14 protein-coding genes are annotated in these 19,834 nt (G+C 59.8%); 7 read left to right on the top strand and 7 right to left on the bottom strand.

Annotated features, from left to right (window positions below):
• Window positions 1-228: 228 nt before the first annotated feature.
• Window positions 229-759, top strand: coding sequence for a DUF2501 domain-containing protein (locus G442_RS0115245; protein ID WP_026398680.1), 531 nt, complete (start codon window positions 229-231; stop codon window positions 757-759).
• Window positions 760-1,369: 610 nt separating this feature from the next.
• Here the strand turns inward: G442_RS0115245 and G442_RS0115250 are convergent.
• Window positions 1,370-3,655 carry a ComEC/Rec2 family competence protein gene (locus G442_RS0115250; protein ID WP_026398681.1) on the bottom strand — a complete coding sequence of 762 codons (2,286 nt, stop codon included), beginning with the start codon at window positions 3,653-3,655 and terminating at the stop codon, window positions 1,370-1,372.
• An 87-nt stretch (window positions 3,656-3,742) separates the two neighbouring features.
• Window positions 3,743-4,198: a hypothetical protein gene (locus G442_RS26240; RefSeq protein WP_246789481.1), complete on the bottom strand. Its 456-nt coding sequence runs from the start codon at window positions 4,196-4,198 to the stop codon at window positions 3,743-3,745.
• Between the two features lie 166 nt (window positions 4,199-4,364).
• Between G442_RS26240 and radA the strand changes: the two genes are divergently transcribed.
• Window positions 4,365-5,765 (top strand): DNA repair protein RadA, encoded by a 1,401-nt coding sequence (gene radA, locus G442_RS0115260; RefSeq protein ID WP_026398683.1) that lies wholly within the window; start codon window positions 4,365-4,367, stop codon window positions 5,763-5,765.
• Window positions 5,766-6,036: 271 nt separating this feature from the next.
• Here radA and G442_RS0115265 read toward each other — a convergent pair whose 3' ends face one another.
• Both G442_RS0115265 and G442_RS0115270 read right to left on the bottom strand, forming a co-directional pair.
• Window positions 6,037-6,699 carry a hypothetical protein gene (locus G442_RS0115265; RefSeq protein WP_026398684.1) on the bottom strand — a complete coding sequence of 221 codons (663 nt, stop codon included), beginning with the start codon at window positions 6,697-6,699 and terminating at the stop codon, window positions 6,037-6,039.
• Between the two features lie 102 nt (window positions 6,700-6,801).
• Complete coding sequence (locus G442_RS0115270) at window positions 6,802-7,032, bottom strand: YiaA/YiaB family inner membrane protein (protein ID WP_026398685.1); 231 nt, start codon at window positions 7,030-7,032, stop codon at window positions 6,802-6,804.
• Between the two features lie 67 nt (window positions 7,033-7,099).
• On the opposite strand from G442_RS0115270, the gene G442_RS0115275 reads away from it, so the two are divergent.
• Window positions 7,100-7,762: a TetR/AcrR family transcriptional regulator gene (locus G442_RS0115275; protein ID WP_246789482.1), complete on the top strand. Its 663-nt coding sequence runs from the start codon at window positions 7,100-7,102 to the stop codon at window positions 7,760-7,762.
• 132 nt (window positions 7,763-7,894) lie between these two features.
• Here G442_RS0115275 and panS read toward each other — a convergent pair whose 3' ends face one another.
• Window positions 7,895-8,806, bottom strand: a complete 912-nt coding sequence (panS, locus tag G442_RS0115280) for a ketopantoate/pantoate/pantothenate transporter PanS (protein ID WP_026398687.1) — start codon at window positions 8,804-8,806, stop codon at window positions 7,895-7,897.
• A 51-nt stretch (window positions 8,807-8,857) separates the two neighbouring features.
• Entirely contained in the window at window positions 8,858-9,475 is a 618-nt protein-coding gene (locus G442_RS0115285; RefSeq protein WP_026398688.1) for a glutathione S-transferase family protein, read from the bottom strand.
• A 746-nt stretch (window positions 9,476-10,221) separates the two neighbouring features.
• Between G442_RS0115285 and G442_RS22675 the strand changes: the two genes are divergently transcribed.
• Complete coding sequence (locus tag G442_RS22675) at window positions 10,222-11,658, top strand: diguanylate cyclase domain-containing protein (protein WP_051292395.1); 1,437 nt, start codon at window positions 10,222-10,224, stop codon at window positions 11,656-11,658.
• A gap of 38 nt (window positions 11,659-11,696) precedes the next feature.
• On the opposite strand, the gene metH is transcribed toward G442_RS22675, so the two are convergent.
• The gene (metH, locus tag G442_RS0115295; RefSeq protein ID WP_026398689.1) at window positions 11,697-15,215 is read right to left on the bottom strand and encodes a methionine synthase; all 3,519 of its coding nucleotides are present in this window, start codon (window positions 15,213-15,215) and stop codon (window positions 11,697-11,699) included.
• Window positions 15,216-15,376: 161 nt separating this feature from the next.
• On the opposite strand from metH, the gene G442_RS0115300 reads away from it, so the two are divergent.
• The 3 genes from G442_RS0115300 to G442_RS0115310 all read left to right on the top strand — a co-directional run bounded on the left by G442_RS0115300 (window position 15,377) and on the right by G442_RS0115310 (window position 19,760).
• Window positions 15,377-15,811: a hypothetical protein gene (locus G442_RS0115300; protein ID WP_026398690.1), complete on the top strand. Its 435-nt coding sequence runs from the start codon at window positions 15,377-15,379 to the stop codon at window positions 15,809-15,811.
• Between the two features lie 337 nt (window positions 15,812-16,148).
• Window positions 16,149-18,308 carry a peptidase domain-containing ABC transporter gene (locus G442_RS0115305; protein WP_026398691.1) on the top strand — a complete coding sequence of 720 codons (2,160 nt, stop codon included), beginning with the start codon at window positions 16,149-16,151 and terminating at the stop codon, window positions 18,306-18,308.
• A 3-nt stretch (window positions 18,309-18,311) separates the two neighbouring features.
• On the top strand, window positions 18,312-19,760 hold the full coding sequence (locus G442_RS0115310; RefSeq protein ID WP_026398692.1) for an HlyD family type I secretion periplasmic adaptor subunit: 1,449 nt from the start codon (window positions 18,312-18,314) through the stop codon (window positions 19,758-19,760).
• Window positions 19,761-19,834 lie beyond the last annotated feature (74 nt).

Below are 19,834 nucleotides of genomic sequence, written 5' to 3' on the forward strand. Positions count from 1 at the left end.
TCGTCGGTCTCACGCGCCACCTGCATGGCCTCTTCTGAAGACTACTCGGGTTACAATGGTGAGCTGGGCGCCTCGCCCATGCGGCCGGCGCCCAGCCAGAATTATTGAAACGATTGTGAAAAGAACTCCAGCTGCATCTTGCCGTTTCAGAAGCACGACACCTCGCCGACATCGCGGCCTTGCGCCGCTTTCGTGCATTGGTTCGATCGGATTTTGAAAGGCTTTCTTATGCTGAAGACTCAGTACATCGCCCTTGGCGCCGTCTGCGGACTCGCGTTTTCCGCCGTCGGCGCTGCACACGCGCAGAGCGCAGCGGCGCAACTTCCCGCGGGCACGGTCCTCTCCACCCAGCCTGCGGGCAGCGTGCCCGTGACGGCTCCTACCGATCCGGCTTCCAATCTGGCGACCAGGGGAACGCAGATCGTGAAGGGAGTCACCGGCAGCGAGACCAGCGCAACGCCGGGGGCTCTGGATGAAAACGGCCTTCCGTCCCTGTCGTCCGCCAGCACGGGCAATGTCACCGGTCTGCTGTCTTATTGCATCAGCAAGAAACTGGTGAACAGCACGACCGCGCGCAGCACCGCTCGCAGCCTTGCGAAGCGTGACGACGTAAAGAGCGATCAGGGCTATTCGATCGGTGGTCAAGGCCTGCTGCAGAATGGTTCCAGCACGCCATTCGACATCTCCACACTCAACAAGTCGAAGCGCGTGGAGCTGTGCAGCGATCTGGTGAAAAAGGGCCAGTCGCTCTCTGACTGACGCCTCCCGCCGGGGTAAAAGTCGCGCTCGCAGGCGCCAGACCGCGCAAGAACGTGATGCAGCCGAATTCGGCGCCCCGGCGTTCAGTTTGGAAAAAAGGTAACACAGGGAGCGGCCTCTCAGAGCCGCCGCTTCCTGCTGTAACGCGATCTGGATATTTTATCTGCTAGCGCCGTTCCGGTCGAGCGTATCAGAAAACGGCGCAGTCCGTTTTCTGATCGAAAATTTCATTAGAAAAAACATTTTTTTCGAATTAAAAGTGGAGCTTGGACCTCCGTGTCGCTGTGCAATTTTTATGAAGCAGGTTGATTATGGTGCGGTGAGCCACATCTGATCAGCCATCTTTTCCGAGAACTATATCCGCGCACAGTGACTCAAAAGTGGCTTCAGTTCATTGTGATAGCAAGCGGTTCGATCTGGAAAAAGATCCACCCGTCACAAGGCGGTTCTACGCAATCCGTGCCGCCCACAGAAATTCCCGTGACGCGCGCCCTGCGGAAACTCCATTTTCAATTCTCGAACAACGAAAAATCTTTCTACAACTTCACCGCCACTACGCAGCCAAGCGTATTGACCGTCATGCGCTCCAGTCCCGCGGCAAACGCCCCGGCTATTCTTCCGCCGCCATCGGTAAATTCGGCGTCCCGTGCCCCCCGGGACGCATCGTCCATAACCGCCGCCCAGTCCAGGCAAGATCCGAAAGCACACGCATGTGCGCTCCCTCAAGCCACACAGCCTGCGCCCCCTCCCGCCAGACCGTGAAACGGTCGATGGCGCGCACGCCGGGACAGGACGCGCGCGCAGGGCTGACCGTGACGAACAGGTCCATGCCGGCGCAAAGCGACGCAGGCAACGTGACGGAACCGTCGCTGCCGTCTTCGACGCGTAGCAGGACCGAGCGCCCGTCGCGTGTGAAAACGCAGACGCCAGGCGCGCCGTCCTCGCCGCACGTCGCCGCACCATCCGGCGTTTGCCCTCCTGCCTGCGGCAGGTCGACCAGAGGCAGCGCGAAAGCCTGTTTCCAGGCCTCGCGCTCGACCCACGCGTCTCGCGAGCGGCCTGCGACATAAAGCATGCCGCCGTCACGCAAGCCAATCACGCCGCCATCCGCCGCCACAACGATGTCGGGCGGCGCAATCAGAAAAGGCGAAAGACACCCGACCAGCATCGGCGCCAGCCCCAACAGACGCCAGCGGCGCGACCAAAGACACAGCCAGCACAGCCCCAGCAGAAATGCGGCGAGCCCCCACGCAGGCGTCATTGGCGTCGCGATACGTGCGGCGGGCCACGCTGCGACCATGCGAGCGAACCAGAGAATGACCGAGAGTCCTTCTCCCATAAAATGCAACGGCGCAGCCTCCAGATGCAGCGGCATAATTACGACCGCGACCAGTCCCGCAGGCATCACCCACAGTGCTGTCAGCGGTACGGCGATCAGGTTCGCCAAAACGAAAAACGGCTGAATTTCACCGAAATGCGCCACCGACACCGGCAAAGTCGCCAATCCGGCCAGCAAACTGGTCAGGCCGAGCATCGCGACGTGAACGAGCAGACGTCGTCCCAATCCACCATCGCCGTGCAACCGAAGAAGCGGTTTGCGAAGCGCTTCGTATCCCGCGATCAAGGCCATGACCGCCGCCATCGACATCTGAAACGGCGCATTCAGCAACTCGGCCGGACCGGCAAGCAAGAGAGCCGCCGCCGCCGTGGCCAGACCGCGCATCGAAGCGGCGCGCCTGCCGGTCAGAAGCGCCAGCACGACCAACCCCGCCATAACCAGACTACGCAGCGCAGGTAGATGCATTCCTGTCAGAGCGACGTAACTCGCACCGCCAAGCAACCCGGCTACCGCGGCGAGCTCCTTGCATGGCAGGCGGAGCGCGGCCCACTCCCACAACGCCAGACCAGTTCGGATTGCCGCCATAATCAGGCCGATAACGATTCCAAGATGAAGCCCGGCCACCGCCAGAAGATGCGCAAGCCCCGACGCGGCGAACGCCTCCCGATCAGCGGCGGGTATGGCGCCGGACAACCCCACGAGCACCGTCGCGGCGATTGCGCCTCGTGCGTCCGGCAGCACGGCGTGTATCCGGGCGGCGATGATCTCTCGCGCGGTCTCGATGAGCGACGACGCCGAAGCGCCCTCGCCTGCGACAGAGACCCGCCCGACGGCTGCGTCCGTCGTTTTACGGTCCACGGCGTCACGGCCATCGCCAACCATATGCGCCGCGCTGCTCTCTACGGGCCGACCATCAGGAAACCCTACGGCCGTCGCGGCGTCTTTCTCCACCGGACCAAGAGCTCGCCCACCCCCCGCAAGGCCGGAGAACCAGACCTCCCGCTGCTGATCGCGGATGCCTGGAAGCGCTGAAAACGGCGGAGGACGCAGAAGCGCCCGCACCCGTATCTGATCTCCAGGGGCAAGGACCGCCACGTCGTCGCCCCGCAATCGTATCCGTAACGTACGCCGCAAGGGGAGCATCCCTTCATCTTGCGGGGTCTCGAACAGCGCACGTCCAAGCGTGACGCGGCGTGCAGACGACTCGACGGAATCTCCAGAACGCGGGGCCAGTGTGTCCACCGCGACCACTCGCCCGGTCACATAAACCGCCCGGCGAGGTAGTTCCGGCATCGGCGGCTGGCGATGCGCAATGGACCATGCCGCTAGAAAACCGATCGAAATGGACAGCGCCGCCGCCCCCGGCAAACGCGCCTCCAACCGTCTCCAACCCGCCACAAGCAGCGCGACGCCCAGCGTCGCCGTCGCTAGAGCAGCCCAGGGCGCAGGTTCATCACGCGGCTCAAAATAGAGCAAAATCCCGATGGCCATTCCAACGGGAAGCCAGAGCGGCAACCTGTGCCGTTCCGAGAGAAGAAAAAGAAAAAGGCGGCTCAACGACGCCGCCTCACTTGCAGTAGAGCGGCGCCCCGAGCGCCACACGATACTTTTTTTCAGAACAGCACGGCCGCAGACCTTGAGGACTCAGGAGAGTGGCCGCCCCTCCGCCGCTCCGAAAAACACATAGTGCATGAAGGGATCGTTTTCATAACCGGCGAGGTCGGGGTTCGCGGCGATATACGCCTTGCCGTTGAAAGTCGCGTTTGGCTGACGCCCTTCCCGAAATCCACTCTCTCTGTAGTGGGACGCTGGATCGACCCCCGCCTGATTTACGTCCGGATAAGCGTCTAGGTACCACTGCGCGTCGAAATACAGGGCCTCACGCACTGCAGGAGCACGAACGGCAATCTCAACAGCCGCGACTTCTTCAATGACCTTCGCCCGGGCTGGCGAGACCTTGCTTTTGGTTTTCTGTTTCGAAACCGAACCAATCTTCTTCACGGGCGCTGCGACGGCACGAGCTTTCGGCGTCGGGCGCGTGGGAGTTGCCTTGGCTGCAGCGGCCTTGCCGGAAGACGGGCTCGCTTTAACTCGGATCACGCCTCAATCTCCCTGATGGTTTCATGAACATCCAAGCCCGAATATCCTAGAGACTGATCCGAAATACAATGCCACAAACCCACATCGAGCCGTAAAAATTTGCCTCGCGCCGGTGATCGACTAACAAAAGAGACTGCCGCTGCTTTTGGCCCAGAGGATGCATTTTTTGTCCAAACGACCCACCCCACGTTTCGTCTGCCAGTCATGCGGTGCCGTCACTCCGAAGTGGTCGGGCAAGTGCGACGCATGCGGCGAGTGGAACACCATCGTCGAGGAGGCGGCGGAGCCCACCGCCGCCGCATCCAGACGACGCGCTACAAAAAGCGGGATCAGCCTTGAGGGGCTGACAGGCTCCGCCGCCCCGCCGCCACGACGGGCGACAGGCATCGACGAACTGGACCGGGTTCTTGGCGGCGGTCTCGTCGCCGCATCGGTCGTGCTTGTCGGAGGCGACCCCGGCATCGGCAAATCGACCCTGTTGTTACAAACGGCGTGCCGCCTCGCGCTCGGCGGACAACGCGTCGTCTACATCTCGGGCGAAGAAGCAATCGACCAGATCCGCATGCGCGCGCAACGGCTGGAGCTTGAGGCGCCCGCCCTGCAGCTCGCCGCGTCCATCAACGTGTCGGACATCGTCTCTACACTCGAAAATGAAACGGACGTCGCGCTTGTCGTCATAGATTCGATCCAGACAATGTGGCTGGACACCGTCGACAGCGCGCCCGGTTCGGTCGCTCAGGTCCGCGCCTGCTCGTTCGAACTGATACGCCTCGCCAAAAAACGCGGCTTCAGCCTTGTGCTCGTCGGCCACGTCACCAAAGACGGCGCGCTGGCGGGACCGCGCGTGATGGAGCACATGGTCGACGCCGTCATGTATTTCGAGGGCGATCGTGGGCATCAGTTTCGCATCCTGCGCGCCGCCAAGAACCGCTTCGGCGCCACGGACGAAATCGGCGTGTTCGCGATGACGGATCGCGGGTTGGTCGAGGTGCCGAACCCGTCCGCCCTGTTTCTTGCCGAGCGACGCGGCAATATTGCGGGTTCCGCAGTTTTCGCCGGGCTGGAAGGTACGCGTCCGGTATTGCTGGAGGTTCAGGCTCTGCTGTCACCAAAGACTGGCGACAACGCCCCGCGCCGGGCGGTGATCGGCTGGGACACGGGGCGCCTCGCCATGCTGCTCGCGGTGCTTGAAACCCGATGCGGGCTTAAATTGTCGACGATGGACGTTTATCTCAACTTTGCGGGTGGTCTCCGCGTCACGGAACCCGCAGCCGATCTTGCAGTCGCAGCCGCGCTGATATCGGCGGCGACCGGACAGCCGACGAGCGCGGGGTCGGTTTATTTCGGTGAGGTCGGCCTGTCGGGCGAAATCCGGCAGGTGCCGCAGGCTGACGCAAGACTGAAGGAAGCCCAGAAACTCGGGTTTGAACTGGCGGTGCTGCCTCGTCGCGTCGCGCGCGCCACGAGCGCGCGCGTCCGGCCGCCTGCAGGTCTTACGTTAAACGAACTGGGGCATTTGTCGGATTTGGTGGCTGAAATGGGAGCGAATGGAGCGGAGGCGGAGTGAGTCGGCAATTTTTTGTTCAGAAAACAGTCAGCACAATTAAATATTCGCAGCGAACCCCGTTGTCCCATAAAATTGAACCACGTATCGACCGAAGATGTTGGGTCGATTTTTTTCAGTCAACAAAAGTAAAAGAACATAAATTCCTATAATTCAAATCGTTTCCACGTTTAAAATTCGAACAAAATGTAAAAAACTTCACTAATTGAGTAATTTTTTCATTTATTTTCAGGTGTATATTTTTAAAAATAAATCCCATCTCGCTACGGTTGATTCAGATGGCGCGAAATTTTTCTTTCGGATAATCGGTGACTTCTCCAAACTCTTTCCACAAAACGTGGCACTCTAGCAGGTAAGCGCTATGTTGCACTACATAAGTTTCTATAGATATAGAACCTTCTTTGAACGCGTTTTTTAGATTTTTCATCACACAATATTGTCTGGCATATAATTCATCGATTGTTGCGGGCGGTTTCACGCCTTTTTCTATCCTTTCCTTTTGAGCTCTTATAGCGAGATTGTTACGAAGCGACGCGGGCAAAGTATTAGTGAGCGTCCGAAACTCCGCCATTTCTGGAAATGCGGTAAGCTTAGCGTATGATCGCGCACTACGCCAATCGAGCAGTCGTTTTTTGAATTCTTCAAAATAATAAAGACGCGCTACAAATCCGAACACGACGATTACCGGAAGAAACGAACCCCAGAGAGCGGCAGTGAGCACGTAACTGCGCCAGAGAGCCATCCCAACAAGGAGTCCATTTCCAATTATAAAAAATGGCAAAGTGAATAAAAAAAACACAATCCACTTTAGACAGGCATGGATACCCCTCCTCGGGTCGTCAAAAACAAAACCGGAGATTAACATTAGAAATACCGATGGTATAAATGTAAGAAAATCCACAATCAGCATCATCGCAAAAATAATAGTCGAATTCATGAGTCTAATCTCCACATGGCGGTCCAGACGTTGATGGTCGCCGCCCGAATTACATGTAATCGACCAAAAACTTCCGAATATTTCATGCGCTATTCTCGGCGATCAGTCCGCGCGTCCAACTGGCGAATTTTCTTCTGCTAAATCACGGAGTGTTTTGGAAAGCGAGATCGAAGACTGAACAATAAACAGGCCCGACAAGCCCAGATAAGCGCGAAGCCAGCTTTCCATCGGCATGTAGATCACCGCCGCCCCGAGGGAGAGGATAGAAACGAAAAAGCATATCCAGGTGAACAGGATCCAGCTGGAAGAGTTCGTAGGGTTTCGAATGGCCATTGTGGCTCGTCCTTTTATTAATGAACGATGTTCATAAAACACAACAGCAACTGCTGCGCAAGAAAAAATGAACGTCGTTCAAAAAAAATTGCGCCCCGAAACGTTCTCTGGCAACACAGAAGCGAAGACCATTGAGCGAGCAATAGATATGGGGCGCAAAGGGCGAGACCCTGAGGAACTCAAAACCCTCATCACGAACGCGGCCGAAAGCATCATCGTCGACCATGGCATGGGCGCATGTACGGCGCGAGCAATCACGGTCCGCGCCGGTTGTGCGTTAGGATCACTGGGTTACCTGTTTGGCGGCCTTGACGGTGTTATCCTTGCAGTCAATTCACGCACACTGCAGGATATGGGCGCGAGTGTGTTCGCGCAGGCGCAGGAGATTGCAAGCGACGTTAGTCGCGATCGCCTGAAGGCCCTGGCTCTGGCATACTTTCACTATGCACGCGACAATCTGAACCGTTGGGAAGCCCTTTTTGCTCTCCGCTTGAGGCCTAACGAAGAACTGCCACCGACTTTTCTCGCGCTGAGGGACGGGCTCATCGAACGTATCGTTACACTCTTCCCAGCCGACATCGACATTTCAGAAAATGAACGGCCAATACTCGCGCGCACGATGTACGAGGCCGTGCATGGGATCGTCGTTCTCGGGCTGGACCGCCGCCTGGGGGGCGGCCCGGAGGATGTCGAGGCTAGAATTAAACTACTGGTTGGAAGGTTGGCTTAAAGTCACATCCGCTCACATTCACTTATAAACAGGCCCCATTTCATCGGTTCCGTCAGGTCTCATGACGCAACGAGTGAAAGTATGGTGGAAAACCGCGCGCAGGTGGAATGAACATTTCAACACCCAGCACGATCACTCCCGCGACCTCGGCGGCCGCCCCGACCAAAACGAAGCCAGCAAAGACCCTGAGATATTGTGCCAGATTGAAAACACCGCGCCGGGCAATGCCGCAAGCGGCGAAAAATACAAGCGCCCCAACGTCGCCGCCAACCCGGAATTTTGCATCCCGACCTCCAGCGCCAGGGTGCGGCAGACTGATTCGTCGAAGCCCAACAGCCGCCCACCCCAGTAACCACCCAGAAGGCCAATGGCGTTGTGGGCGATCACGCCAACCAGAACGATCGGCCCCACGGACGCAAGGGCGGGCCGCGTCAACGCAACGATGCACGCGATGATGATCAGGATCGACGCCATCGCCACCAGCGGCAACGCAGGCTCGGCGACACGCACGAGTTTCGGAGCAACACGGTTCAGCGCCAGCCCAAGCATGATCGGCGCAGCGACTATCGTCACGATGCTGCGGAACAGCCCCCAACTGTCCACTGCCACGTCAGCAGAAACATACAGCCGCGTCAGCAGAGGCGTGGCGACAATTCCGACAAGCGTGGAGGCTGTGCTGATGCTGACAGAAAGCGCGACGTCGCCTTTCGACAGGTAGATCATCACGTTCGACGCCGTGCCGCTGGCGACGCAGCCTACGAGGACCATTCCGGCAGCCAGCGCAGGCGGCATCGAAAGAACATGCGCGATCCCCCATGCCGCCAACGGCATGACGAGGTAATGCAGCCCGACGCCAGCAAGAACCGGCCACGGTCGACGGGCGACCCGTGCAAAATCGGCAGGCGTCAGCGTCACCCCCATGGCGAACATGATGAACGCAAGCAGCGGCGTCACCGCCGGCGCCATCGCCGCGAAGGGGCCGGAGCACATGACGGCGGCAAACGAAACCAGACAGGCCCAGACCGGAAAAAGGCGCGTCAGCATCGGCCGACGCCCATGGCGTTCATTGACTGAAACAGACGCACGCCCAAACCCTCAGGCAGACGGCCAGGCGCGGAACGCCGGCGTTTGCTCGGCGCGGGCGGCAAGGCTCGCGACCGCCGGAAAGGACGCCGCCCGCACGTAATCCGCCGCGACGTCCTGCGTAAAGCGCCAGGCGACGCCGACCGTGACGTCCGCCTGGGTGAAACGTTCACCCAGCGCCCAGCCCTCTCCCGCAGACGTCAGCGCTTTATCAAGACCCGCATACGCCGCGAGCAACTGTAGCGTCACCCGATCGAGCCACGGCCTTGAACGCTCGGTTTCGGCGCGCAGATGCAACTCGTAGACGATCTGCACCGTCTTCTCGCAGGCCGCGAGGGCCAGACCCATCAGGTGAAGGCAACGGAGCCTTTCGGCCGCCGTGACCGGCAGCAGGCGGCGCTCCTCCGTTACAAGGGCCTCTCCATAATCAAGGATCAGCGACGATTCCATCAGCGTCGTTCCATCGTCGGCGATGAGCGTCGGCGCCTTCACGACCGGATTGATCTGGCTGAATGCGTCGAAAGTCCGGATAACGGACACGGCTTCATGGTCAAACGACAGCCCTATCAGTTCGAAGGAAATCGCCACCCGACGCACGAACGGCGAGTCCAGCATACCGACAAGACGCATAAAAAGGCTCCGCTCCTGAAACGCCGTGATCCTTCCATTTTTGGGCGTCGCTGCAAAGTCCGTCGCGGGGACCACGAAAACACCTGTGGCGACAGAGAACGGATCCCGTAATGAGCCTTCACTACAGCGGAAGCATCTCGATCCGCGCCCATAAGAACGGGTCTCAACGAATCAAATCATCGCACCAGCACGCTCATTCGGGGCGATGTAAAGCTCGCCTTTGACGGCATTGTCGCGTGCCCGAGCTCTCTCAGAGCCGCCACAGGGACGCCCGGCGCGACACGAGCCAGATCCGAAACGCTTAACACGTAGTATCTGAAGAAATTTTCTAAATATTTGGTCGCAAGAATCGAATTTCTTACGTAACGCCACACAGACCTTAATTCGCGCATCACTGATGATAATATTTGTTGATTTCGAAATTAATTCTAAAAATTTCACATACGCTCGACGCCGCAATAGCAAAAAATTTTCCAGACATCGAAATTATCGAAATTAATTCTAAAAAAATGGTCATTCAATAATATACCAGGCAAATCAACCCCAAGCCACACAGCCGCACAGACTTCCTCCTGCCGAATTTTAAATTTCGAAATCAAATCGAATCATGCGGATTTACAATATCCTTTAGGCCAATGTGCGTTATAAACGCGGTCGCCATTATGGCCGCCCGGAGACATCATTCCTTGGTCTGGAAACCTTGCCGGCCAGCCGAAGCCAGACGTGGAGTTCGTGCAGGCGTCCTGTTGGTCATCATGTTCGCGGCCAGCGCCATCGTCACACGCTTTTTGTGCACTGACGACTCTGGCTATTCATCGTTCTGGCCCGCCAACGCCGCTATCCTGGCCGCCATGCTGACGCTGCCCGCACGACGAGCAGCCGCCGTCACCGTCGCGTGCGCCGCGATCAACTATTTCATCAACACGTATAGCGCCTACACGCCAAGCGAAGCTCTCCTGACTTGCCTGCTCAACATCGCCCAACCCATGGCGGCCGCGCCGTTGACCCGCCGCTTTTGCGGGGCGCGAACCGATCTGACGCACCCCCGACGCTTCGCGGCGTTCGCTGGAGTCGCCCTGTTTACCTCCGGGCTTGAGGCAGGTGTCGGTGTCACGATCGAAAACGTGTTCCTGCATGACCCTGCAGCGCCCCTCGCCGAATGGGTGCAATGGACCTTCTGTGATGCTCTGGGCCTCACTCTCGCCACATCGCCGCTGCTGCAACTGGCCCGTTCGTGCTCATCGAGGGGCACTGCCTATCGGATGACGACCAACGCCCTGACCGGGCTTGTGCCATGCCTGGCGTTGACTGTCCTCAGTTTCGTCTGGGCGCACTCCCCCCTGTTCCTGTTTCTCTACCCTGCGCTCGCATGGCTGGCGTTTCGCGCCAGTCCCGCCGCAGTGCTGACCTCCATTTTTTTCGTCGCAATTCTGGCCTCTGCGTTCACCGCCCATGGTTTCGGGCCAATCGCCCGGCTTTCCCCGGATGGGCGCCTCATGCGAGAAGACATGCTTCAGCCGTTCCTGTTCTCGCTGTTGCTGGCCGCAATCCCCGTAAATAACGCAGTAAAGAGAATCCGTGAAAATACCCGAAGACTTTTGAGAATGAAGGAGCACCTTGAATACATCGCGTCACACGACGCGCTAACGTCCACGATGAACCGAAAGACGTTCGAAACCACCCTCAGACTCATGGTGACGAGCCGTATCCATGGGGTCCTCCTGTTTATCGACGTCGATAATTTCAAGGCCGTGAACGACAACCTTGGCCATCACGCAGGCGACGAGTTCCTCAGAGCGTTTTGCGCCAGAATTTCCAGCCTTACGCAAGACCGGCAAGGGTGCGCCGGGCGTTTCGGAGGCGACGAATTCGCCCTGGTCGTACCCGGAGAGTTCTCCATTCAGCAACTCGACGCGTTTTGTGAAACCATCTGCCGGGCGCTACGGGAACCTTACAACATCGCCGGAGCCCTGCGCGTCGTGACGGCGAGCATCGGCGCGGTGACGATGACGCCCGGAGGCCATTCGGCCGAGGTGTTGATGCGCAAGGCCGACACCGCCCTTTACACGACCAAGGCTTCCGGCCGGGACGGCTATACGCTGTTCGAGAAAATGATCGTGGCCGGAGAAACGCCGCCAGCCCTACAATACAGACGCGCGAGTGACCGGAACGTCACCGCCTGAGCAATCGCGGTCATTTCCCGCCAGACGCGCAAAATCCCTCAAATCGTAAAATACTTCGCTTTTGGATTGAGGATCACCAACGCTGATGTCGATTGCTCGGGATGAAGTTGATATCCGTCCGACAGAGAAACCCCGATGCGATCGGCGTTCAACAGCTTGAGGATCGGCTCCTGATCCTCAAGTCTCGGGCAGGCTGGATATCCGAAAGAATACCGCGACCCGCGATACCCCTGCCCCAGCAAAGCGTCCATCTCACGCGCGTCCTCACTGGAGAATCCAAGTTCCGCGCGGATGCGCTTATGCGTGTACTCCGCCATCGCCTCGGCAATCTCGACCGAGAGACCGTGCAAATACAGATAGTCCTGATAACGATTTTGCTCGAACCAGTCGCGCGCCATGTCGGACGCTTTCTGACCGACGGTCACGACCTGCAGGCCGATCACGTCGCGTTCTGCATCGTCCACGTCGCGTACGAAATCGGCGATGCATTCGCCGTCCGCACGAGGCTGCCTCGGCATGAGGAAACGCGCAACTTCCGTCGTTCCGTCCTCATCGAACAGGATCAGTTCGTTACCCTGCCCCGCAGCTTTCCAATACCCGTAGGACGCGCGCGGACGAAGTATGTCGTCAGCCTCCGCCAGAGCCAGCATCCGGCGCAAGACCGGCCGCAGTTCCTGACGCGCCCACCCCAGAAATTCCTCGAGCGAGCGGCCCTGCTTTCGAAATCCCCACTGGAATTGATAAAGGGATCGCTCATTCAGGAACGGCAGAACCGCGTTCGTCTCGGCCTCGATAACCCGTGCGCCCCAAAAAGGCGGCGTCACAACCGGCCCGGATTGCGTCAACCTGTGCCGCCGCTCCTGCGCCGCCGCAACGTCGACCGGACCGAACCCACGGGTCTCGGCGCTTTCCGGCGTACGCTCGGTCCGGCGTGTAGACTTGCCCTCGCGTCGACGGGCGATCGCGGCAAGATAGTCGTCGAACTTGTCCTGCGCGATGTGATCCATCAGCGCCAGCCCGTCGAACGCGTCCCGCGCATAAGCCACTCGCCCGCTCGTCCCGTAGGCCGCGACGCAGTCTTCCTCGACATAGTTGCGCGTCAGCGCAGCACCTCCGAGAATCACCGGAAGGTCGAGACCCTGACGGGATATCTCTTCGAGATTCTCCCTCATGATAACGGTCGATTTCACAAGAAGGCCTGACATGCCAATGGCGTCCGCACGCTCGGCCCGCGCTGATTCGATCATGTCGGCCACAGGCACCTTGATGCCCAGATTGATCACCCGGTACCCGTTGTTCGTCAGGATAATATCGACAAGATTCTTGCCGATGTCATGCACGTCGCCCTTCACCGTCGCCAGCACGATGGTCCCGCGCGCCTGTCCCTCAAGCCGCTCCATATGCGGCTCCAGATAAGCGACAGCAGCCTTCATCGTTTCGGCCGACTGCAGCACGAACGGAAGCTGCATCTTGCCGGAGCCGAACAGCTCTCCGACCACCTTCATGCCGTCGAGCAGCACAGTGTTGATGATATCCAGCGGCGGCATCTCGCGCATCGCCTCGGCCAGATCGTCCTCCAGGCCCTTGCGGTCGCCATCAACGATCCGGTCACGCAAGCGTTCTGGCGCGGTCTCCGCACGCTGCTTCTTGACGGCGTCCGCCGCCTTGCGTCCTGCAAACAGCTCCAGCAGACGCTGCAGCGGATCGTATCCCTCGGAGCGACGATCGAAGATCAGGTCTTCGGCGACCCGCACTTCTTCTTCGGCAATCATGTGCAGCGGCCGAATTTTCGACACGTGCACGATCGCGCCAGTCATCCCCGCGCGAACCGCGTGATCGAGGAACACGGAGTTCAGAACCGCGCGCGCCGCCGGATTCAGGCCGAACGAAATGTTCGACAATCCGAGCACGATCTGGATGTCCGGAAACCGTTCCCGGATCAGACGGATGCCCTCGAGCGTCCACTGACCCAGCTTTCGGTCGTCCTCCACGCCAGTGGCGATGGTGAATGTCAGAGGATCTATCAACAGGTCCGACTGCGGCAGGCCGTATTTGTCGCACGCGAATTCGACGAGCCGCGTCGCGATACGCAGCTTGTCCTCCGGCGTCTTGGCCATGCCCACTTCGTCGATGGTCAGCGCGACCACGGCGGCGCCGAACTTCTTCGCCAGCACCATGCGCTCATGCGCAATGTGCTCGCCATCCTCAAAGTTGATCGAGTTGATGATCGGCTTGCCGCCATGCAGCTTCAGCGCCGCCTCGATCACCGGCGTTTCCGTGGAGTCGATCACCAGCGGCGCATTCACCGATGACGTGAAACGCCGGATGACCTCGTTCATCTCCGCCTGCTCGTCGCGCCCGACGAAGGCGGTGCAAACGTCCAGGGAGTTGGAACCCTCTCCCACCTGCTCTCGGCCTATCGCGACGCAGCCGTCCCAGTCATGCGCTTCCTGAAGCTCGCGCCACTTTTTCGATCCGTTGGCGTTGCAGCGCTCGCCAATCGAAAAATACGAATTCTCCTGACGCAGCGGCGTCTGGCTGTAGAGACTGGCGACGGATGGCGTCCACACCGGCTTGCGCGGCGTTGGCGCCGGCCGATGGCGCCCGGTTCCCTCCGCCCGACGCCGGAGCATGGCGTCCAGTCCCGCGATGTGCGGGGTCGACGTGCCGCAGCAGCCACCAACGATGTTAAGTCCGTCTTCAACGATAAACCGCTCAACCCAGCTCGCCATCTCGTCCGGACCGAGGGGATAGTGCGTCTTCCCGTCGACCAGTTCAGGAAGGCCGGCGTTCGGCTGCACCGACAACATCCCGGGCCAGTTTTGCGACAGCCATTTGACGTGCTCGGCCATTTCCTGCGGGCCGGTGGCGCAGTTAAGGCCGACCAGATCAACATCGAGGCTATGAATGACAGTCGCTGCGGCGGCTATGTCGGGACCGACGAGCAGGGTCCCGGTCGTCTCGACCGTCACCTGCACGAAGATCGGCGTATCCGCGCCAAGCTCCGCCCGCGCGATCTTCATGCCGTTGACCGCCGCCTTGATCTGCAGCGTGTCCTGACAGGTCTCGATCAGAACGGCGTCCACGCCGCCCTCGATCAGCCCGCGTCCCTGCTCGGCGAGACCGGCTTCCAGCGTATCGTAATCGATATTGCCCAGCGACGGCAGTTTGGTGCCCGGCCCGACCGAACCGATCACGTAACGATGACGCTCGTCGTCAAAGCTGTCCGCCGCCTCGCGCGCGAGCGTCGCGGCGATACGATTGATCTCGCGCGCGCGGTCCTGGAGTCCGAATTCGGCCAGGGTTATGGGCGAGCCGCCGAAACTGTTGGTCTCGACCATGTCAGCGCCAGCTTCGTAGTATCCGCGGTGAATCTCGCGAATCAGCTCCGGGCGGGACAAGTTCAGGATCTCGGTGCAGTTCTCCTGCCCCCAGTAATCGCGCTCGGTGTCGAGGTCGAGGACCTGCACGCGCGACCCCATGCCGCCGTCACAAAGCAGAACCTGCTCGCGAAGGGCGTCCATCAGGCGAGGGCGTGGGGATTTTGCCGCTGTCATTGGTCTCTATATAATGTAGCCAGGAGGGTGTCGTCGCCTGGACGAAAGCGCGGGCGACCCCGAACAGGCGGCCCGACGCCGGGGAGGCGGTTATCACAGAGGCCATCGACGCTGTCCAGAAAGAACGGCTCGGCAGGACGGAAGCACCGAAGGCACGCGCCATGACTGAAGCTGATGGCAGATTGCCGCTGGATGTGATCGACGCCAACGACGTGGCGCAGATAGCGACCGACTCACGCCGAGACATTGCTTTGCTCTACGCAACCGCCGAGACGCTGACAGGCGCAGGGACGGGCTGGGCGGCGGCGCGCCCATTGGGCGCAGTTGGGAGCAGCCTTCGCTTCGCGGCGACCGACGCGCATGGTGGCGTTTCTGCTAACCAGCACGCCCCTGCATGCGTCTGTTGCAGCCCACAGCGCGAAGCGACCAGAGTGCTGCTCGCGCTTATCCAGGATCGCGCCCGAGGGCGTTGTGGTTTTTTTCGCCGCATCGTCGTTGCGGCGCCAAATGGCGCCGTCGAAACCGTCGCAGACGCTCTTCGCGCCGAGTCCGCCTTGTCAACGTTATTCGCGATTCGAGCAGAGTCACGACCGTGAATGCAACGATTGCACGCCTCTATAAACCCCGGCCACTGGCGCGACCCGCTCTTTACGCAATCTAAGTATCGAAACGTTATTGTTTATAACCTGCGCGCTTCGAAGCGGCGCTCTCAAATATAATGCAAGGCGGTCAGGCGTTTTGTATGGTAGAGGCGTTTGGTCCTCCGTTAGGACGCGAAGGGCGAAGAGCAGTTTATGAGGACACTCCGTGGATCCAGTCGATCATGACTCCGGCGCATCAGACCGTGACCCCGCAGGTTCTGACGCTCGCGGTCACGCGGAGAACAGTCGTGATGAACGACATGCCCCCGCATTCATCCGCCTCCGCGCCGTAATCGCCGCCGCCCATTTCCATGGGCTGGAGCTGGACGTCCGCGATTTTGCCGCTGAGCCAGGGGAGGCCAGCCCGTCGCCCGCTACGTTATGCCGTTGGCTCAACGAGCAGGGAGCCGTCGCCAAAGGCATGCGGCTGAAGTGGCGTTATCTGATCAAGATGACCAACTCGCCGCCCATCGTGCTTCTGTTCCGCGACGGATCCGCAGCGCTCATGATCAACGCGAGCGCCGATCAGGGCGTCGTCTGGCTGCGCGACCCGCTGCGTGGCGAAGGCGACCTGCCGGTCCCCGTCGACGAATTGCGGCTGTCGCAAATCTGGACCGGCGACGCCCTGCTGATCAAACGGCGCCGCGATCAAAGCGAAGCCGATGCGCCGATCAACGCCTCGTGGCTGGCCAAGATGGTCCTGCGCGAGAAGAAATCGCTCCGCGACATCGCCATTGCGTCGATGACCCTCAGCATTCTCCAGATTTTCCCGCCGCTGATTGTCATGCAGGTCATCGACCGTGTGGTGAACAACCGGTCCATGGCGACACTGGTGTCGATCACGGCGATTGTTCTGGTCCTCTCGTTCTACGAAGTTCTGTTGTCTTACGGACGCCGCGAACTGACGCTGGTTCTCACGACGCGCATCGATACAAGATTGTCCCTGCACCTGTTCAGCCGCCTGCTTGCTCTTCCGCTTGAATATTTCGAAAGACAACAGGCTGGCAACGTGATCGGGCGCGTTATGGCCATCTATAAAGTCCGCGACTTTATGACCGGCAAGCTGATGAGCACATTCCTCGACATGTTTACGCTTGTCGTCATCCTGCCTTTTCTTTTCTACCTCAGTTCGACGCTAGCCTGGATGACCGTAGCCGCAGCCGGCCTGATCGGCCTTCTGGTGGTGGTGTTCATGGGGCCCATCTCGCGGATCTACCAACATGTTGTGCGCTCGGAGATGGAGCGGTCGTCCGTAATGTATGAGACGGTGGCTGGCATCCGCACGATCAAGACTCTGGCGCTCGAACCATCGCGCAAGCAGGAATGGGACGAAAAGACCGCCGACGTTGTGCGCTGGAAACTTGCCGCAGGGAGGATGTCGAACTGGCCCGCAACCCTGTCCATGCCGTTAGACATGTTTATCAACCGCGGCATCATTCTGGTCGGCGCCTACCTCATTCTCACAGGCTCCAGCACTGTCGGCGTCGGCGCGCTTGTCGCGTTCATGATGCTGGGTGGACGTGTCGCGTCGCCGCTGGTCGGTCTTGCGAAGCTTCTCGAAGACCTGAACGAAGTACGCACGTCGCTTGGCGAGGCCGGGTCAGTGCTGAATCAACCGACCGAAACCAAGGCTCTCACCACAGGCATGCGGCCCCGGATAAAGGGCGCATTGTCATTCGTGGACGTGAATTTCAGCTATCCCGGCTCTACCGGAAAAGCGCTCGACGACGTAAATTTCGAAGTCCCCGCTGGCACCATGCTTGGTTTGGTGGGACGGTCGGGCTCCGGAAAATCCACCATCACCCGTCTTCTGCAAGGCGTGAGCCGTTCGTATAACGGCTACCTCAAGCTCGACGGCGTTGATCTGCGCGAGATCAATCTGACCCATCTTCGCCGCTCCTTCGGCGTTGTGCTGCAAGACAATTTTCTGTTCCGCGGCACCATCCGCGAGAATATAACGGCCGGACGGCCTGGCCTGACCATTGACGACGTCGTCCGCGCAGCTCGTCTGGCCGGCGCGGAAGAATTCATTGAGCGTATGCCTGCAGGCTACGAGACATGGATCGAGGAAGGGTCAACCAACATCTCGGGCGGCCAGCGGCAGCGACTGGCAATCGCGCGTGCGGTTATCTGCGACCCCAAGCTGCTCATCCTCGACGAAGCCACCTCGGCTCTCGATCCGGAAAGCGAGGCGTTGGTGAACGCCAACCTCGAACGCATCGGCGAGGGGCGCACTATGGTGATCGTCTCTCACCGTCTGTCGTCGCTTGTGAACTGCGACCAGATTCTGGTCATGGATCGCGGGCGAGTGATGGATATAGGGCCGCACGAGGTGCTTCTTGAGCGGTGCGCCATCTATCGCACATTGTGGATGCAACAGAATCGCCACACGGCCGGAAAACAGGGAGCGGATCGAACAGGGCCCGCCCCGCTCATCGCCGAGGGAGACTGAAACATGTCCTCGCACGATATCGCCAAGACAGATCAGGACGGGACCCAGTCGCGCGACTTCCTGCCGCAGGTCAACGATCCTTATGCTCCCGGCGATCTGCCACCGGCTCTGCTCGAATTTCACTCGCCCAGCGCTGCGCTGGTCAATCTGCCGCCGACCGCGTCGGCTCAGTACCTAACCTGGATCATCGGCGCCCTCACCCTTTCAACCGTGCTGGTCATGGCAATCTTCCCGCTCGACCGGGTGGTGTCGTCGCCGGGCCGTATTGCCTCAACGCAGCGCACGCTCGTGGTGCAGCCACTGGAGACCTCCATCATTCGCAGCATCGAGGTGCATGAAGGAGATTTTGTTCACAAAGGACAGGTTCTCGCCCGCCTCGACCCAACCATCAGCGATGCCGATATCCAGAATCTACTCCTCCAGACACAAAGTTACAGCGCAGAAGTCGACCGGTTAACTGCCGAGTCACAAGGACGAACCTACGCGGTCGATCCGTCCAACCCATCCTCGACGCAGCAGGAAGCGACCTTCCTGCGCCGTAAGGCTGAGTTCGACGCCAAAACTCACGACTATGACGAACAGATCGCATCCGAAACCAGCGAATTGCAGGGATATGTCGCCAGTTCGGCGATGTACGCCGCTCGCGCGAAGGTTGCGGCCGACGTTCATAACATGCGAGCGCGACTGCAGGCCGATCAGGTTGGCAGCCGCCTGTCTACCCTCGGGGCGCAGAATGACCTGATGGAGATCGAGCGCTCTCAGATTTCCGCCCAGCAACAGGCGGCGAGCACGCGAGGCAAGCTGAGCGCCCTCGCCTCGGAACGGGACGCCTATATCGAAAACTGGAAAGCTTCCGTCTATCACGACCTGAGCGACGCGCAGCGTCATTTCGCGACCGCCCAGAGTGACTACGAAAAAGCCAAACTTCGCAAAAACCTGACCACGCTGAAAAGCGGCGAAGATGCGATCGTCCTCACCATCGCCAAACTCTCCATCGGCTCAATCATGACCACTGGAACAGAGTTGATGACTCTGGTTCCGGTCGGCAGCGGACTGGAGGTCGAAGCGACGCTGCGCGGTTCGGACGCTGGATTTGTCAGGCTGGGCGACAAGGCCCTGTTGAAATTCTCGACCTTCCCCTACGCCCAATATGGCGGCGCCGAAGCGACTGTGCGCGAAATCAGCGCGGATTCATTCTCCGCGCAGGACAAACCGTCGTCGAACGCGGGCGCCTCCGCCGCAGCGCCGCCGGACCCAACCGGCTCCAGCCAGTCGTTTTACCGCGTAAGGCTGCGGATCGACCGATATACGCTGCACGGCGTGCCGACATTCTTCCACCCTCAACCGGGCATGCCCGTCACGGCCGACATTCAGGTCGGCAAACGAACGATCATGCAGTTCCTGCTCAACAGCATCATGCCGCTGGTCTCCGACGGCATGCGCGAACCCTGATCTTGCCGCGGCCCCCACCATCAGCGGAGGGAACAGCCGGAGTGGAAGCCACTCCGGGCTGCCCGCAACGCAGA

Origin of the sequence: Acetobacter nitrogenifigens DSM 23921 = NBRC 105050 (genome assembly GCF_000429165.1) — a bacterium.
Taxonomy (GTDB): domain Bacteria; phylum Pseudomonadota; class Alphaproteobacteria; order Acetobacterales; family Acetobacteraceae; genus Acetobacter; species Acetobacter nitrogenifigens.

Coding starts and splice junctions, on each gene's coding strand:
- G442_RS0115245 (WP_026398680.1), top strand. CDS start 229: ATGCTGAAGACTCAGTACATCGCCCTTGGCGCCGTCTGCGGACTCGCG.
- G442_RS0115265 (WP_026398684.1), bottom strand. CDS start 6,699: ATGAATTCGACTATTATTTTTGCGATGATGCTGATTGTGGATTTTCTT.
- G442_RS0115270 (WP_026398685.1), bottom strand. CDS start 7,032: ATGGCCATTCGAAACCCTACGAACTCTTCCAGCTGGATCCTGTTCACC.
- G442_RS0115275 (WP_246789482.1), top strand. CDS start 7,100: ATGAACGTCGTTCAAAAAAAATTGCGCCCCGAAACGTTCTCTGGCAAC.
- panS (WP_026398687.1), bottom strand. CDS start 8,806: ATGCTGACGCGCCTTTTTCCGGTCTGGGCCTGTCTGGTTTCGTTTGCC.
- G442_RS0115285 (WP_026398688.1), bottom strand. CDS start 9,475: ATGCGTCTTGTCGGTATGCTGGACTCGCCGTTCGTGCGTCGGGTGGCG.
- metH (WP_026398689.1), bottom strand. CDS start 15,215: ATGACAGCGGCAAAATCCCCACGCCCTCGCCTGATGGACGCCCTTCGC.
- G442_RS0115300 (WP_026398690.1), top strand. CDS start 15,377: ATGACTGAAGCTGATGGCAGATTGCCGCTGGATGTGATCGACGCCAAC.
- G442_RS0115310 (WP_026398692.1), top strand. CDS start 18,312: ATGTCCTCGCACGATATCGCCAAGACAGATCAGGACGGGACCCAGTCG.